We start from the raw sequence: 15,743 nt of genomic DNA, 5'->3' as shown, positions 1-15,743 counted from the left end.
CAAGTTGTTTGAGGCTGGCGTTTCCGGTATCGATATGGCATGAAATTACCTAGCTCCTTTCCCCGGTTGAAGGGTTTTCGTTTTCCGCGTGAAATTATTGCCTACGCTGTCTGGACCTATCATCGATTTGCGTTAAGCACAGCGGATGTGGAAGATCTTCTTGCAGAGCGTGGTGTGCTTGTCAGCCGGGAAACCGTTCGCGTCTGGATTAATCGCTTCGGCCGCCATTTTGCCGACTGTATCCGCAGGGACCGACCAAGGCCGAATGATAAATGGCACATTGATGAGGTCGTCATCACGATTGGCGGAAAGAAGTATTGGCTCTGGCGGGCAATTGACGCAGACGGCGATGTTCTTGATATTTTAGTTCAAACGCGTCGTAACACCAAGGCTGCCAAACGGTTTTTCTCCAGACTGGTGAAGCAATTCGGTCAACCACGTGTGGTCGTGACGGATAAGCTGCGCAGTTACATTAAGCCGATACAAAACCTTTCACCAGATACGGATCACCGAGCCCATAAAGGCCTGAATAACGCCATCGAAGTCTCGCATAGGCCAACCCGAAAACGCGAGAAGATATTTGGCAAGTTCAAATCAGCGCGACATGCGCAAAGGTTCCTTGCCGCTCACGATCAGATCAACCTGATTTTCCGCCCGCGTCGCCATAAACTCACAGCTCATTCCTACCGTCATGCACGGACAGATGCGTTTGCGTTATGGCATGACTACACGGCTGAAATGACCGCATGAGCACAACCACAACGGCTTCGTGCAGCCTACCTCAAACAACTTGGCAGTACCCCTCAAGGCGTTTGACAAGTTTGCGCAGAAAAACCTCTGATAAACACATCATCGCCGTGCATCCTGCATAGGATGCACGGCGTTTCTATTTAGAATGCAGAGGCTGCTTACTTCAGCTGATCCTGTACCTTATTGATTGCAGCGATCGCGCAGGCTTCATCAAACTGGCCGCCCGGTGCGCCGCCAACACCAACTGCTCCGATTGTTGCATCGCCCACTTTGATTGGCACGCCACCAGCCAGAACGAGGAAGCCGTCGATGGATGCAAGCTGTGCTGCTGCCGGATTCTTGGTGATGTTTTCAGCCATGACACTGGTTGGTGTGCGTGAGGATGAAGACGTATAAGCCTTCTGGCGCGCTGCTTCCGGTGTATGCGAACCAGCATTGTCAGCACGCAAAAGCGCACGAAGCACACCGGCACGGTCAACAACAGCGGCGGAAACATTATAGCCATCGGCTGCACAGGCTGCGACAGCTTCACGGGCGATTGTGCCAGCCAGTTCCATCCCGATGTTCTTTTCTTCAAGAACCTGCGCGGAGGCAGCTGAGGTCATGAGGGCAGCGGCAGTAACAGCAAGAAAAATGCGCTTCATAATTGTGTCTCCTGTGGAACAATTCGTTGAAAGTCGTCGCTTTCTGATCACTGTTCTACAGGCATTTGGCATTCGACTGAATCCGCGACCGCACCAAGCTTAATAGGTAGTTCTACTGAGATGTGGCAAGACGCAGGCGAACGAACTCCGCTATGGAGCTTGTTCTGAGCTTCTCCGCAATATTTGCGCGATGTGCATCAATGGTGCGTGCCGATATATCGAGTGCGCCAGCAATGTCCTTGCTGGAATAGCCTTCGCAGACTAGGTCGAACACTTCTCTTTCGCGGATTGTCAGACTTTTAAGCAGTACTGCTGCTTCCTGCTTCTCAAGATTTTTGTCCAGCAGGTCTTTTGCCGAATGGATCGCATCAAGCAGCACATCTTCGTCGATTGGTTTGCTCAGAAAATCACTGACACCCGCTTTGAAAGCTCGTCTGCATGCATTGACGTCACCATGCCCGGTTATCATCACGATGGGCCAGTTGATGCCGCGCTCGGTCAGTTTCTGCTGCACCTGCAATCCGCTGATTAATGGCATTCGCAAATCGAGCAACAGAATGCCGGGGCGGCTTTCATCGATATGAGCGAGAAATGTTGTCGGATCAGCAAAGGTCTCGACAGCCATACCATAGGTAGAGAGCAGCATCGAAAGTCCATCACGAACGGCTTCATCATCATCAACCAGATAGATTGTCGTCTCGCTCACGCGTCGGTTTCCTTTGTATGAAGGGGAAGCTTAACCACGAAACATGCGCCGCCTGTTTCATTATTCTGGGCTTCGATGTGGCCGCCGATGCGTTCAATCAGGGTCGCGCAAAGGGTCAGCCCCAGCCCCATGCCATCTTTCTTCGTGGTGAAGAAAGGCTCGAACAGGCGTGGTAGCAAATCATCAGCAATGCCCGGACCATTGTCAGAAACACTGATCCGGATCTGCTTGTTCTCATGTGTTGTTGCGACTGTGATCATACAATCAGCAGTGCTGCTGTCCCGAAGACTATCGGCTGAGTTTCGGATCAGATTGTTGAAGACCTGCTCAAGCTCAACAGGGTCTGCCATCAGCTGCGGCAAATCGGGTGCGAGGTCCAGTTTGAGGGCAATATCGCGTTGTTCCAGATCGGAATGCAGCAGTTCCACCGTGTCATGGATGATGCGGTTAATTGCAACAGAGACGCGCTTTGGCGGGCGGTTGCTGATATAATCGCGCATCCGTTTGAGCATATCACCGGCACGTCTCGCCTCGCGCACATTGGCAGCCATTGCTTTCTTTAAAAGCGCATTGTCGATGCCGGATTGTTCGATAATGCGTTCGGCTGCACGGCTTTGGCTCATCAGTGCTGTCAAAGGCTGCGCCAGTTCATGTGCGATTCCGGAGGCGAGTTCGCCCATGGAGTTAACCCGCGCCGCGTGTGCCAGCCGTGTCTCGCGCTCAAGTGCTAAACTGCGTTGTTCAGCCATATTGGCTGAAGTTTGCAGGCGGCGCACTTCGCGTCGGTGTCGCAGACTATATCCGAGCAGCAAAAGTACGATAAGACTGGTTACAGAAACCACAGCCAGCGAAACACCATCAATAAGATCGGCAAGAGAGATGGGGTAATCCATTGTGAGCAGCAGCGGTTGCGACTGGCTGTCAATGGCGCGGCTGAACTTTGGCGAGGCAAGCCATCCGGTTGCCTGTTGCGGGGCTTTTTGTTCCATGACGACAGAGCGGTCGAGCACCAGCGTGAAATTGGCCCATTTTGGCAATTCGTCCATATCGATGAGCAGTTCCGGATCGATACGCATAATCAGCGCAAGCGCCGGATTGCTGACTTTGAGCTTTTTGGCAAGTAGATATTCGTGCTGAGCAGCTGGGCTGACATAGCTTCTAACCTCGCCTGCGTGCTGTACGAAAATGTCTCTGCCAAGCGAACTGAAATCAGGAATGGCAGCATCGGATGGCGCTGAGAAAACTGGTTTAACACTTGTCGAGGCGGAAGCGTCGCGCCACGTTATCTCAACTTCCTGAATAGCTTTGATACGCGGGTAAAACCGCATGATGCTATCGCTGACCTGTTTTAGCAGTTCAGGCTTTTTATCGCCGTCTGCGAGAATGAGCGAAGCCAGTGTGGTCATATGCGCATCCTGCTGAGCGACGCGCTGCGAGATCATCCGATGCAAAAGAAAGCCGGCTTCATTTAATTCGCTAGCTTCATGTTTCAGTGATCGGTTTACGGATAGCGCCAGATAAAGCCCCATACACAGAAGCCACATCACCAGAATGCAGGCTGTCCACTTTAACCGGGAACGCATCATGTTCGACATTTCCGCATCCCTAAGTTCAGCTTCGTTATCATTATAGGCCATAATGACAACGATTCATCAAGTGTTGGAAGGGCTGTCGAAAAATCTAATCTCTTAACATTATGTCTGAAGGGCCAAGAGAAGGGGTATGAGCTGAGCGAGTATACGGCTTAGTGCCGGGGGCGTGGCCCTTGATTGAACGCAAGCGCAGAGCCGCACAGCCACAATTACAATATTAAGCCGTGTTCAGTGCAAATATCTGATTTCCATTAAATAAAATAGCGGAGAGGGTGGGACTCTTTCCCAATGTACTGATTTTCAACGCTTTTTCAGTAACTATCTGACTTCATTGCCCGTTTCGATATTTTTAACGATACATTTTACGATACATTTTGACAATGGGCTCGCATCCATCTTTGCACAGAATGGCAAATCGGCTACCTATGCCTTTGAAATATTTTTAGGGGCGAAGTGAACCGCCCCGGCTTTGCCGGAGACCCCAACTCGTGAGAAGTAGGGTCTATGACAAGCAAAACGACGAACAAATTTTCTCCTGAAGTCCGCGCCCGCGCCGTTCGGATGGTGACGGAACATGAAGCTGAACACTCATCGCGCTGGGCGGCGGTATCATCGATAGCGGCCAAGATCGGCTGCTCGGCGCATACCCTCTATGAATGGGTGAAGAAGGCCGAGGTCGACAGCGGCAAGCGTGCAGGTTTGCCGAGTGACGTGGCGGAGAAGATGAAGACACTGGAGCGGGAGAACCGCGAGCTTCGTCAGGCGAATGAGATTTTACGCAAAGCCTCGGCGTATTTTGCCCAGGCGGAGCTTGTCTTATGGAATTCTTGGCTCTTGATGCAAAAAGGAGCCGCTGCCCAGCACCGCAAATTGCGGGGCAGCGGCGGGGGTGGCGTCGTGCGGAGCTTGGTCTTGCAGGACCGCGGTCGAGTTTGACGAGCCCCCGTCTTTTCTAACGACCTGAACAGATACGTGGGCTGCGGGCCCGAACGACAAGCATAGGTAGGAAGAAAAGATGGCTAAGGATACCATTGGTATTGACGTGTCGAAAGACCGTCTTGACGCATTCTGGCACTCCCGGACGGAGGCGTGCTGCTTACCCAATACGCCCGAAGGTTTTGGGCAATTGTGCGACTGGCTGGCAAAAGAGGAAGACGTTCTCATCGTCTTCGAAGCAACCGGTGCCTATCACCGGGGACTTGAGCGACATCTCAGCCTGGCAGAGCTCCCCTTCATAAAAGTCAATCCAAAGCAGGCGCGGCGTTTTGCGCAGGCCATCGGGCGACTGGCAAAGACTGATAGTGTCGACGCCAAAATGTTGGCGCGCATGGGCGTTGTGCTTGACCTGACGCCTCAAGTCGTTGAGGGCGAAGATGTTCATGATCTCAGAGAGTTGCTGACTGCCCGCCGCGCTTTGGTCAAAGATCAGGTAACCGCAAAGACGCGGCTTGCTACTGCGCTGAACCCGCTCGTACGAGAGCAACTTGGTCGCCGCATTGAAGATATCAGTGCCGATATTCAAGCGCTTGACGAGGTCATCGCCCAGATCGCCAAGCAGCGGGGTACCCTTGAAGAGCGCATCCGCCGTTTGATGACCATCCCGGGGATCGGTCGACTGACCGCGACCACCATGCTGATCGACATGCCAGAGCTTGGGTACCTCGACGGCAAGAAGATCACTGCTTTAGCAGGACTTGCGCCAATGACGCAGCAATCTGGAAAGTGGCAAGGCAAAGAGCGAATCACCGGGGGGCGGTCATCAATTCGGCGCGCGATCTACATGCCCGCACTTGTCGCCATCCGCTTCAACCCGGACCTTCACGACAAGTATCAGCGGTGTTGTCACGTTAAGTTTCTCTGGCCGGAAAGACCAGGGGCTCGTAGATATTCATGCGACACTGGCCGCAATTTTCCATGCATCGAATGCTTCGAGGCGATGGTAGCGAATTGTTTGTGCGGCTCGGCGACGAGATGGAACAGAGAAACAATTGCGGGTCGCTGAGTGCATGGAGACGAACCGTTGCAACGCTCCAGGTGACCGATGACCTTGCATGGTTCGCTCCCGTTTTCGAAACGGCAGATGGCTATTTTCAGCCCGATTATTGAGGCCCTTGTGCGACCAATGGTCAAGGCCGGGTGCCACTTCTGCCTTTGCTGCACCGTAGGAGCGGAGCTTATCGGTGATGATCCGTTTGGGAGCAAAGCTATAGCGCTTCATTAACGCCACGAGCAGTCGCTTTGCCGCCCTTTTATCACGCCGCTTCTGCAAGATTTCTTCGAGAACGGAGCCATGTTGATCCACCGCACGCCAGAGCCAGAATTTCTCTCCAGCGCATTTGACGACCACTTCGTCCAAATACCAAATATCGCCGGGGCGCGCCTGACGCCGCCGCAAGTTGCGTGTGATCTGGGGGCCGAACTTGGCGATCCAACGACGAACTGTCTCGCATGATACGTCGATTCCACGCTCAAGCAGCATTTCTTCAACTTCACGCAGACTAAGGTTGAACCGCAGATAAAGCCACACCGCATGAGCAACGATCTGTGGCGGAAAACGGTGACGCTTGAAGATGATATCTGATGTCTGCATCGCCAAAATTTACGCCCAAACCGTCAGGAAGGCAACTGTAGCCCAGTTAACGTGACAACGCCTTCCTTGCGGACCCGCGATGGCCAGTTTTCAAAGATGGGTAGATGAGGACAATAGTGCTGTCGAAATCGCATTAATCGGCAGAGAAGGTGCAATAGGTGGCATCGTTTCAAATGGTAGCCTTCCAGCCTATGCAACAGCAATAGTCCGTAATGCCGGTCGTTTCTACAGGATTAAAACGTCTGCTCTTGAGCAGGTCAAAATGGAATCGATCACTTTACGCCACTGGTTTGCGCGATACTCAGATTGCCTGATGGCGCAAGTCTTTCAAACGGCAGCCTGCAACGCAACCCATACAATTACCCAGCGAACGGCAAAATGGCTGCTGTCTGCATCTGCCAGAACAAATTCAGATCATTTTGAACTCACCCATGATCAGTTATCCGAAATGCTTGGTGTAGGACGAACGTTTGTAACAAGGACGATAGGGCAACTCCGCGCAGAAGGGGTAATTTCAACAAAGCGCGGTGTTGTTACCATTGAGGATGAGGCCGCATTGCGTAAAAAGTCATGCAACTGCACTACAGCCATAGAAGATCATTATGATGCTGTGATGCATGGAATTTATTAGGGCCGTTTAAAGAGGTTTAAAACACTTCTCGAAAAAAATGTTCGTTAAGATAAGCGTTTGCGAGACACTGTTACCTTACCCTAAGCGTAAACATCGTTGGCGATAACGGGTGATGACCGAACCTCGTTCTTCGCTTTATCACCGTCATCGTTATCACGCAGATATTATAGGACGCTTCTAGGCGAGCAATAGGCCTTGGTGTTTGCGATCATCGCCAGCATAAAGTTTGAACAATCGTGCAGAAAATTCGCATCAACCAATCCGACGACGAAAGCGTGGTATAAAGCGCTTTAAATCAGCGAAACATGTGTAACGCTTTACGTCGATACATGATCCGATCTACAATCTAAATTACTTCCCCCCGAAACCAATTCAACGCCACCGATCACCTTGAATTACGGCAATCCGCCACAAACATGTGGCGTGAGATCGCATGCCTGAAATCCGCATAACAGATGCGTCAAAGAATACGTTACGTCTGCACTCTGCTTAACGTAACAGTGCCTCTCAGAGGGATAACGATGGCAGTGATAAAGCGAAGAATGAGTTTCAGTCATCCTTGATTAACACATCTCAGGCTTACGTTAAATTAAGGTAACAGTGCCTATTTCAATTATACGTCTTCGGCACCCGAGCGACTGATATGGCGTTTTAGTAGCGCTGCAGCGAATTCAAAATCCTTGTTTTCGATGGCTTCGAGAATGTTTAAATGATCTTCGCAAGCCTTGCGAATGCGCTCTTCGCCCAGGCGATCGAAGTCAGAATATTCCGTCATTCGGCGCAGATGGTTCTGCCAGCGAACCGATTGTGTTAAAAAGCGATTATTCGCCCAGGAAACAATAGTTTCGTGAAAATTTGCATTCGCGTTGAACCAGAGATCCCGTGTGAGGCTCTGGATCGGCAAGGCCGATATTTCATTTTGCTCGCGTTGCAGAACTGCGAGCTGGCTGAGATCAGGCGCGTAGTCGGGTTGCGAAAGCGCACCGCATTCGATCACCAAGCGGAAAGCGTAGCTTTCATTGACCGCGCGCTCATTATCGAGTGACTCGGCAAAGCGCCAGCCATGGCCCGGAAGACGCTCTGCGAGACCTTCGGTGGCAAAACGCATCAAAACCCGGCGCACCGCGCCGCGCGTTGCAGCCAGCTGATCGGCAAGTTCGGCTTCCGACACTTCGTCGCCAACAGCACCCGAGGCGCGCGCACTCATCAGACGCCGGTAGAGCTCTTCCGCCTCCGATGGCGGCAGCAGATTGTCGTTGAGTTCGTCCGGGTCTGGAATGCGATGCAGCTGATATCCGCGATTGGGTGTCTGGCTGACAATACCCTGCTGCACAAGAAGATTGAGCACCTGACGCACGGGCGACCGCGATACACGGAGCTCCTTTGCAATGGCAGCATCCGACAGCCGGTCGCCGATATTCCAGCGTGCAGCGGATATGAGCGAGACCATTTTATGTGCGACTTCCGCCTGAAGACTGCTCAGGCCGGATTCGCCTTCCGTTGATCTCTTAACGTCCATATTCACGCGCAGCGCCCCCTGAATGTGCGTTCTCCCATGAACCTATGCTCAAAGAATACGGGATATTTCGTAATAGGCCATTTCTTTCTCGTATAGCCTATCTCATTGGAATGACAGACTGACTCTCTGTAGGAAGGGTATAAATCAAATTGTTCCATACTCCAATAAAAAACTGTTGACTCCGCAATGATTGAATGTGAATTGTATTAAGAAGATACAAAATACAAAATATGGATTGAGTATGTCAGTTACCCCATTTCCATTCATTACAGTTTCGGGCGTACCGGAAGAGCGCGGGCGCCAATATGGGGTGCTGGCGGCGGAACGCATCCGGCGCAGCGCGGGTCTTTATTCCGGCACGCTCGACGCGTTTGGTCTTTCGCCTGAGCGCAGGCAAGGTCTTATCGAAGAATTTGCCGGCCGGATCGAGGAATTCGACGCGTCTTATGTCGAGGAAATGCGCGGCATCGCCAAAGGTGCGGATGTGCCGTTTGAGCAGATCGTCATGATCAATGCACGCACGGAAGTCGTTGCGATGGCGCGTGCGGAAACGGGTTCGCCTGATCCCGAAGAGCAGGATGACGGCTGCACCGGTGCTCTCATCATGCCTGCGAAAAGTGCTTCTGGTAATCTGGTTCATGGCCAGAACTGGGACTGGCGTTCTGAATGTGTGGAAACCGGTATTGTGCTGCGTGTTCGCAACAATAACGGTCCCGATTTTGTGACGTTTGTCGAGGCTGGTGGGCTGGCGCGCAGCGGCTTCAATGAAGCGGGAATCTCGATCACGGCCAATTATCTCGAATGCGAGCGCGACTATATGAAGCTGGGCGTTCCTTTGGGTCTTGTGCGCCGCAAGGTGCTTGAGCAGGAGCATTTTGCCAAAGCAATCAAGGCTGTGGCTTCGACACCAAAATCCTGCTCAAACAATATCATGATTGCGACGAGCGCCGGTTTCGGCATCGATTTTGAATGTGCGCCGGATGAGTCCTTCCCGATCCTGCCGGAGAATGATCTGATCGTTCATGCCAATCATTGGGTTAGCCCAATTGCGCTGACGAAGCTGCGCGACACCGGCATCCCTTTTGTACCTGAAAGCTTCTACCGAGACTGGCGCGTTCGACAGTCTCTTGAATCACATGGTGGAAAAATTGGCCGCAAGGAGCTGAAGGAAGCACTCTTCGATGACTTCCTGACACCCTATGCAGTCTGCCGCCCGCCGCGTCCCGGCAATCACGACAATATCACGGCCACAGTTGCGATGGTGGTGATGGAAGCAGCGCTGGGCATGATGGAAATCGCGCCGCTGCCTGCTTTGAACCGCCAGTTTGCGACTTACTGTCTGCAGGATTATACGCCGCTACCGTCTGATGCCGCGCCACGCGCAAAATCCCTCTTTATCGAAGGCTAAAGAAATGCTGCGCTTTGCGCTCTCCAGAATAGGCATGGCCATACCAACATTGCTGATCGTGGCAGTGGCTGTGTTTGTGATTGTCCGGTTGATACCGGGCGATCCTGCAGCCCTGATGCTGGGCGATTCTGCGGATGCTGCGACGCTGGCCACGCTGCGCGAGCAGCTAGGCCTCAATCACAGTATCTTCACCCAATTCTTGATCTGGGGTGGCAATGTTTTACATGGCGATCTTGGCGTTTCGATTGCCAACCAGCAGCCGGTGCTTCCGTTGGTTCTGGAGCGTTTTTCGGTCAGCGCGCGTATCGTCGTGTCAGCGGTGGTGCTTTCTACGCTTGTCGCTGTTCCGCTTGGAATGATCGCAGCCTGGAAGCAGAACAGCCTGACCGATCTGACGCTTGTGACCGGTGCCACCTTGCTGCTTTCTGTTCCGGCATTCTGGATGGGCTTGCTGCTGTTGCTGGCCTTTGGCCTCAAGCTCGGCTGGTTGCCGATTGTCGGCTATGTCAGCTTTGGTGAGAACCCATGGAAAGCGTTTCTCTATCTGGTTTTGCCGATCACCACACTGTTTCTTCATGAAATCGGCGTAATTCTGCGGATGGCGCGCGCCTCGACGCTTGAAGTGCTGAATCTGGATTACATCACCCATGCCCGCGCCAAGGGACTGCCGGAAGCAACCGTGATGTGGCGTCACGCTTTCCGTAATGCGTTTGGACCGACTTGGACATTGTTGGGGCTGATCCTTGGCAATCTGCTTGGCGGTATTGCAGTTGTGGAAACGGTTTTCACGATTCCCGGACTTGGCAGGCTTCTGGTTGATGCGATCTTTGCTCGCGATTATCCCGTCATTCAGGGCTGTTTGCTGTTCACAGCCTGCGTTTATGTGCTGGTCAATCTGATCGTGGACCTTCTCTATCCGTTCTTCGACCCGAAGGTGACGGCGAAATGAAAAATCTCTCTCTCAACGCGATTATTGGCGGAACCTTGACCGCAACACTTCTCACGATAGCGGTGGTAGGTTCCTTCTGGACGCCTTACAACCCGCTGGCCCTCGACTTTGCTGCGCGTCTTGCGCCGCCAAGTGCTGCGCATTGGCTGGGTACGGATGAATTTGGGCGCGACCAGCTGAGCCGTCTTATGAGAGGCGCATCGGCCAGTGTTTCAATCAGCGTGTTCACAGTCTTTCTTGCTACCCTCGGTGGAGTGCTTATCGGGGCGATCAGCGGCTTCTTGCGTGGCTGGTTCGACCGGCTGTTGATGATGGTCAATGATGCTTTGCTGGCATTCCCCGGCATATTGATGGCGCTTGGTTTGTTGGCCGTCTTTGGTGCCAACAAGAACGGAATCATCTTGGCACTTGCTCTGGCCTATATGTCTTCCGTGATCCGCGTGGTCCGTGGCACGGTTTTGAGCCTGCGTGAACGGGAGTTCGTTGAGGCCTCCCGCGTCATGGGAAACTCGGAAATCTATACGATGGTGCGCCATATTCTGCCCAACTGTCTGGCGCCTGTTCTCGTTATGGCAACGTCCATGTGCGGCTGGGCAATTCTTGCAGAAAGCTCGCTCAGCTTTCTGGGTCTGGGTGTGCCGCCGCCAGCGCCGACTTGGGGCAATATGCTGGCGGGAAGCCGTAATTTTATTGAGCAGGCCGTTTGGCTTGGTATCTTCCCCGGCCTTGCAATTTCGCTGTCGCTGCTTGGTATTAATCTTCTTGGTGACGCGTTGCGCGACCGCCTCGACCCACGCATGAGGAAGCGCTCATGACTTCCGCACCCCTGCTTGAAATCGACGATGTCAGCCTGCGTGTTGGCGACAGTGCGCTGGAGATCGTCAAGCGCGCTTCCTTCTCCATAAAAGCTGGCGAAATTCTCGGCATCGTTGGTGAATCCGGCTCCGGCAAAACCATGCTCGCGCGGGCCATTATGGGGCTGGTTCCGGCGTCCATTAAAACAAGTCATGGTGCGATCCGCTTCAAGGGGCAGAACGTGTCAACGATGTCGCCGACCGCTTTGCGCGGGCTGCGTGGCGATGGCATTGCCATGATCTTTCAGGAACCGATGACTTCGCTCACCCCGTCACTGACCATCGGGCGGCAGCTTGAAGAAGGGCTGGAACTGCACTTTCCAGCCGAGAAGGCACAACATGCCGACTGGATCAGAGCCATGTTGTTGCGTGTTGGTATTGCCGATCCTGATCGGGCGATTGAGGCGTTCCCACATGAGTTCTCAGGCGGAATGCGCCAGCGCATCATGATCGCCTGCGCGATGCTCATGAAGCCTGATCTGCTGATCGCCGACGAGCCGACCACTGCGCTTGATGCCGTTATCCAGCGCGAGGTTATGGAGTTGCTGGTCGATCTCACGCGGGAACGTGGCACGACCGTTTTGCTGATCAGCCACGATCTTCCAATGATTGCGCGCTATTCCAAACGTGTGGTTGTGATGCGCCATGGTGAAGTGGTTGAAACGGGTGATACCGCGGATGTTCTGGCAAAGCCCCGGCATGATTACACCCGCAAACTGCTTTCGACATTACCGGTTCGTGGGCCTGCACGCGTGGTTCCAAAGGCTGATCCGCTGATCAGCGTGCGCGATCTTGTTGTCGATTATGAAGGCCGGGGTGGCTGGTTCAAGAAAGCTGGTGGCAAGCGAGCTCTGCACGGGGTTACGATTGATGTCCTGCCCAACGAGGTTGTTGCCGTGGTTGGCGGCTCCGGTTCGGGCAAGACCACGGCCGCGCGCGTGATGGCTGGACTAATCAAGCCGAGCGAAGGGAAGTTGCTGTTCAAGGGACAGCCTGTCGAGAGACGTTCATCCCATTATCAGGATTATCGTTATCACACGCAGATGGTGTTTCAGGACCCTTATTCATCACTCGATCCGCGTATGAAAGTCAGCGAGTTGGTCGGTGAGGCGCTGCGTTTCTCGAAAGAGCTTTCGTCAAGCCAGAAAGTGGATCGTGTTCGCGAAACACTGGAGGACGTTGGCCTCGGTGGAGACTATGCCAATCGCTATGCGCATGAAATGTCGGGCGGTCAGCGTCAGCGTGTGGCGATTGCGCGTGCGCTCGTTCGCCGTCCCGCTTTTGTCATTGCGGATGAAGCAGTCTCGGCGCTTGACGTAACGGTGCGTGCGCAGGTTCTCGATCTCTTCGCCAAGCTGCAGCAGAGCTATGGCTTCGGTTGCCTGTTCATTACTCATGATCTGGGCGTGGTTGAACAAATTGCCGATCGTGTGGTCGTGATGAATGACGGTCGCATTATAGAGCAGGGAACGCGCGACGATATTTTTGACGCGCCGCAAAACGACTATACCCGACGTCTTTTGTCAGCCATTCCAATGCTCGAACTGACGGGTGAGGGTGGCGTCAAACTCAAATGGCGCGGCGATAGTGCAAATACGAAATCCGGAGAGGAGGGCGGTCATGTCCATCACTGAGGAAAAGCCTGTCACCAAGCGGCAGGGCCATGGCAAAAAACTCAGCTTCTACGATTTCGGCGCGACGACGTTTTTTGCAAGTCAGTTTGATCAGCGTTTCAGTTACTGCCTTTATGTCCCCGAGGACTATGATGAGGACGGTACCGAAACGCACGAATTAATCGTCATCATTCACGGGACGGGGCGGACGGCGGCACAATATCGCGATCACTTTGCAAGTTTTGCGCAAAAGAACCGCTGCATTGTTCTGGCGCCGCTGTTTCCTGCTGGCATCGTCGTCCAGGGCGATCTTGCCAACTACAAGCGCATCGAGTTTCACGGCATTCGCTTTGATCATATTCTGCTGTCGATGATCGACGAAGTGGCCGCCAAGTATCGCCTCAAAAGCAATCGCGCCATAATGTACGGCTTTTCGGGCGGCGGGCAGTTCTGCCAGCGCTTTTTCATGTTGCATCCTCACAGGCTCAAGGCCGTCTCTATCGGAGCACCGGGCGTCGTAACTCTGCTCAATTCCAATTATGACTGGTGGGTTGGCGTTCGCGATGTTGAAGCACGTTTTGGCTGCCGCATTGAGCTTGAAGCAATGAAGGCTGTTACGGTTCATACAGTGATCGGTGAGGAAGATATCGCAACTTGGGAAATCGCCATCCCGCGTGAAAGCGCCTTCTGGATGGACGGCGCCGATCTGCAGGGCGATTGCCGGATCGACCGCATTGAAGCACTGGCCAAGTCTTTTGAGGCGCATGGCATCGCGGTTCGCAGGGACAGGGTGCCGGGCGTGGCTCATGAGCCTTTCAAAGTGCTGGAGCCGGTCGAAGCATTTTTCGCGGACGTGTTGAGGTCACAAAGCTGACCATAGCGCTAAATCAAAAACAAAAAGGGGAAACCAAAATGTTCAATCCAATTTCAATCCGCTCTGCACTCAGCATGGCGCTTCTTGGTCTCAGCGCCACATCCTTCCAAGCATATGCTGCAGACGATGAGACCTTGCGCGTCGCCATTCACTCTGATGTTGCGAGCATCAATCCGGGCGTCAATCGCGATGCCAATGCCGATATGGTTGTTGCCCATATTGCCGAAGGTCTGGTCGCTTATGGCGACGACCTCGCAATCAAGCCGATGCTGGCAGAGAGCTGGACCTCGAATGCCGATCATACGGTCTATGAATTCAAATTGCGCAAAGGCGTCAAGTTCCAGAATGGCAAAGACCTGACTGCCAAAGATGTCGTTTGGAATTTCGAGCGTTATCTCAAGCCGGATACAGCGTTTCAATGCGTCAATCGCTATAATGGCAAGGTAGACTCGGAATTGAAGTCCGTCGAGGCTGTTGATGACAGCACGGTGCGCTTTAGTTTTGCGACACCTGCGCCAAACTTCGTCATTACCATGTCTACCATCCAGTGCACGCCATGGATATTGAGTCCGGAATCCGTTGATGCAGATGGCAAATTTGTAAAGCCGATTGGCACTGGTCCCTATGCTTTTTCCAAATGGGAGCGTGGTCGTTATCTGGACCTGACCCGTTTCGATGATTACGCGGCTCTGCCAGGCGATGTCGACGGTCTGGTGGGGAACAAGAAAGGCCATGTAAAGACCATTCAGTTCATGACTGTTCCTGATTCAAGCACACGCACCAATGGCTTGCTTTCCGGTGAGATCGACTTCATCGATGAAGTGGAGCCAACAGGCGTCAAAGATCTGGAAGCAAAAGGCATGAAGGTCAATGTGCAGCAGACGCCAGCATGGATGGTGCTTCAGATACAATCTACTTCCGATAAGCTCAAAGATCCGCAGATACGTCAGGCGATTGCGCATGCGATTGACCTTGATCAGCTTGCGGCCGCCATCGGCGAGGGGATGTACGCGCCTAATCCTTCGGTTATTGCACCAAACACCATCTATTCCGATAATCAGGCAGCCGCATGGCCGGCATACGATCCAGCCAAAGCGCAGGAGCTGTTGACGAAGGCGGGATATAAGGGTGAACCGATCAGCCTTTTGGTCGCCAACCGCCAAAACCGTGTACAGGTTGCTACAATTATTCAGGCATTCCTTGCAGCTTCCGGCATCAATGCACAGCTTGAGGTGCGTGATTGGGCGACACAACTCGACCAGTATCGCCGTGGCGCCTATGAACTTGCCGTTTTCGCTTATTCCGCCCGTCTTGATCCGCTTTTGTCTTTCCAGTCAATGATCGGTGACAAGAAGGCGGATGCTGCACGCCAGTGGGATGATGCCGAGGCGGAAGAGCTTCTCAAGCAGGTTTCAGTGACAAGCAATGTCGAAGAACGCAAGAAGCTTTTCAACGAGCTCAATACGCTGATGGCCGAACAGGTTCCAATCCTTGGTCTGGTCAATTTGCCGTCTATCACGGCGACGGGCCCGAAAGTGAATGATTACAAAGGCTGGGCAGGCGATACAGATCGCTTCTGGATGATCAGCAAGGAACATTAAAACGCTCCGCTT

14 protein-coding genes and 1 pseudogene are annotated in these 15,743 nt (G+C 53.2%); 10 read left to right on the top strand and 5 right to left on the bottom strand.

Going from position 1 to position 15,743, the window contains the following annotated elements:
* The first annotated feature begins 39 nt into the window (after nt 1-39).
* Complete coding sequence (locus tag RI570_RS19345) at nt 40-750, top strand: IS6 family transposase (RefSeq protein WP_313830403.1); 711 nt, start codon at nt 40-42, stop codon at nt 748-750.
* Nucleotides 751-908: 158 nt separating this feature from the next.
* On the opposite strand, the gene RI570_RS19340 is transcribed toward RI570_RS19345, so the two are convergent.
* The 3 genes from RI570_RS19340 to RI570_RS19330 form a co-directional block, all read right to left on the bottom strand.
* Nucleotides 909-1,394: a GlcG/HbpS family heme-binding protein gene (locus RI570_RS19340; protein ID WP_313830401.1), complete on the bottom strand. Its 486-nt coding sequence runs from the start codon at nt 1,392-1,394 to the stop codon at nt 909-911.
* A gap of 112 nt (nt 1,395-1,506) precedes the next feature.
* A complete protein-coding gene (locus RI570_RS19335) occupies nt 1,507-2,100 on the bottom strand; it encodes a response regulator (protein ID WP_313830400.1) in 594 nt (197 codons plus the stop codon).
* A complete protein-coding gene (locus RI570_RS19330) occupies nt 2,097-3,695 on the bottom strand; it encodes a sensor histidine kinase (RefSeq protein WP_313830399.1) in 1,599 nt (532 codons plus the stop codon). Before RI570_RS19330 ends, RI570_RS19335 begins: the two co-directional genes overlap by 4 nt.
* Before the next feature lie 501 nt (nt 3,696-4,196).
* Between RI570_RS19330 and RI570_RS19325 the strand changes: the two are divergent.
* Nucleotides 4,197-4,504, top strand: a pseudogene (locus RI570_RS19325) (transposase); the annotation flags it as partial.
* Nucleotides 4,505-4,707: 203 nt separating this feature from the next.
* Entirely contained in the window at nt 4,708-5,694 is a 987-nt protein-coding gene (locus tag RI570_RS19320; RefSeq protein ID WP_313830398.1) for an IS110 family transposase, read from the top strand.
* On the opposite strand, the gene RI570_RS19315 is transcribed toward RI570_RS19320, so the two are convergent.
* Nucleotides 5,581-6,282: an IS6 family transposase gene (locus RI570_RS19315; RefSeq protein WP_313830130.1), complete on the bottom strand. Its 702-nt coding sequence runs from the start codon at nt 6,280-6,282 to the stop codon at nt 5,581-5,583. The genes RI570_RS19320 and RI570_RS19315 overlap by 114 nt on opposite strands.
* A gap of 79 nt (nt 6,283-6,361) precedes the next feature.
* Between RI570_RS19315 and RI570_RS19310 the strand changes: the two genes are divergently transcribed.
* Nucleotides 6,362-6,913, top strand: a complete 552-nt coding sequence (locus RI570_RS19310) for a Crp/Fnr family transcriptional regulator (RefSeq protein ID WP_313830397.1) — start codon at nt 6,362-6,364, stop codon at nt 6,911-6,913.
* Nucleotides 6,914-7,526: 613 nt separating this feature from the next.
* Here the strand turns inward: RI570_RS19310 and RI570_RS19305 are convergent.
* Nucleotides 7,527-8,432: a GntR family transcriptional regulator gene (locus RI570_RS19305; protein WP_313830677.1), complete on the bottom strand. Its 906-nt coding sequence runs from the start codon at nt 8,430-8,432 to the stop codon at nt 7,527-7,529.
* Nucleotides 8,433-8,673: 241 nt separating this feature from the next.
* Between RI570_RS19305 and RI570_RS19300 the strand changes: the two genes are divergently transcribed.
* The 6 genes from RI570_RS19300 to RI570_RS19275 are packed head-to-tail and all read left to right on the top strand — an operon-like array spanning nt 8,674 to nt 15,731.
* The gene (locus tag RI570_RS19300; RefSeq protein ID WP_313830396.1) at nt 8,674-9,840 is read left to right on the top strand and encodes a C45 family peptidase; all 1,167 of its coding nucleotides are present in this window, start codon (nt 8,674-8,676) and stop codon (nt 9,838-9,840) included.
* A gap of 4 nt (nt 9,841-9,844) precedes the next feature.
* A complete protein-coding gene (locus RI570_RS19295) occupies nt 9,845-10,789 on the top strand; it encodes an ABC transporter permease (protein ID WP_313830394.1) in 945 nt (314 codons plus the stop codon).
* Nucleotides 10,786-11,604: an ABC transporter permease gene (locus RI570_RS19290; RefSeq protein WP_007878271.1), complete on the top strand. Its 819-nt coding sequence runs from the start codon at nt 10,786-10,788 to the stop codon at nt 11,602-11,604. Before RI570_RS19295 ends, RI570_RS19290 begins: the two co-directional genes overlap by 4 nt.
* The gene (locus RI570_RS19285) at nt 11,601-13,277 is read left to right on the top strand and encodes an ABC transporter ATP-binding protein (RefSeq protein ID WP_313830392.1); all 1,677 of its coding nucleotides are present in this window, start codon (nt 11,601-11,603) and stop codon (nt 13,275-13,277) included. The genes RI570_RS19290 and RI570_RS19285 overlap by 4 nt, the downstream gene beginning before the upstream one ends.
* Entirely contained in the window at nt 13,264-14,130 is an 867-nt protein-coding gene (locus RI570_RS19280; RefSeq protein WP_313830390.1) for an alpha/beta hydrolase, read from the top strand. Before RI570_RS19285 ends, RI570_RS19280 begins: the two co-directional genes overlap by 14 nt.
* 38 nt (nt 14,131-14,168) lie before the next feature.
* Nucleotides 14,169-15,731: an ABC transporter substrate-binding protein gene (locus tag RI570_RS19275; RefSeq protein WP_313830388.1), complete on the top strand. Its 1,563-nt coding sequence runs from the start codon at nt 14,169-14,171 to the stop codon at nt 15,729-15,731.
* Nucleotides 15,732-15,743: the final 12 nt, after the last annotated feature.

This window comes from Brucella pseudogrignonensis (genome assembly GCF_032190615.1).
Taxonomy (GTDB): domain Bacteria; phylum Pseudomonadota; class Alphaproteobacteria; order Rhizobiales; family Rhizobiaceae; genus Brucella; species Brucella pseudogrignonensis_B.
Note: the sequence above shows the minus strand (reverse complement) of the source record. Positions and strands in the feature narration are given on the sequence as shown.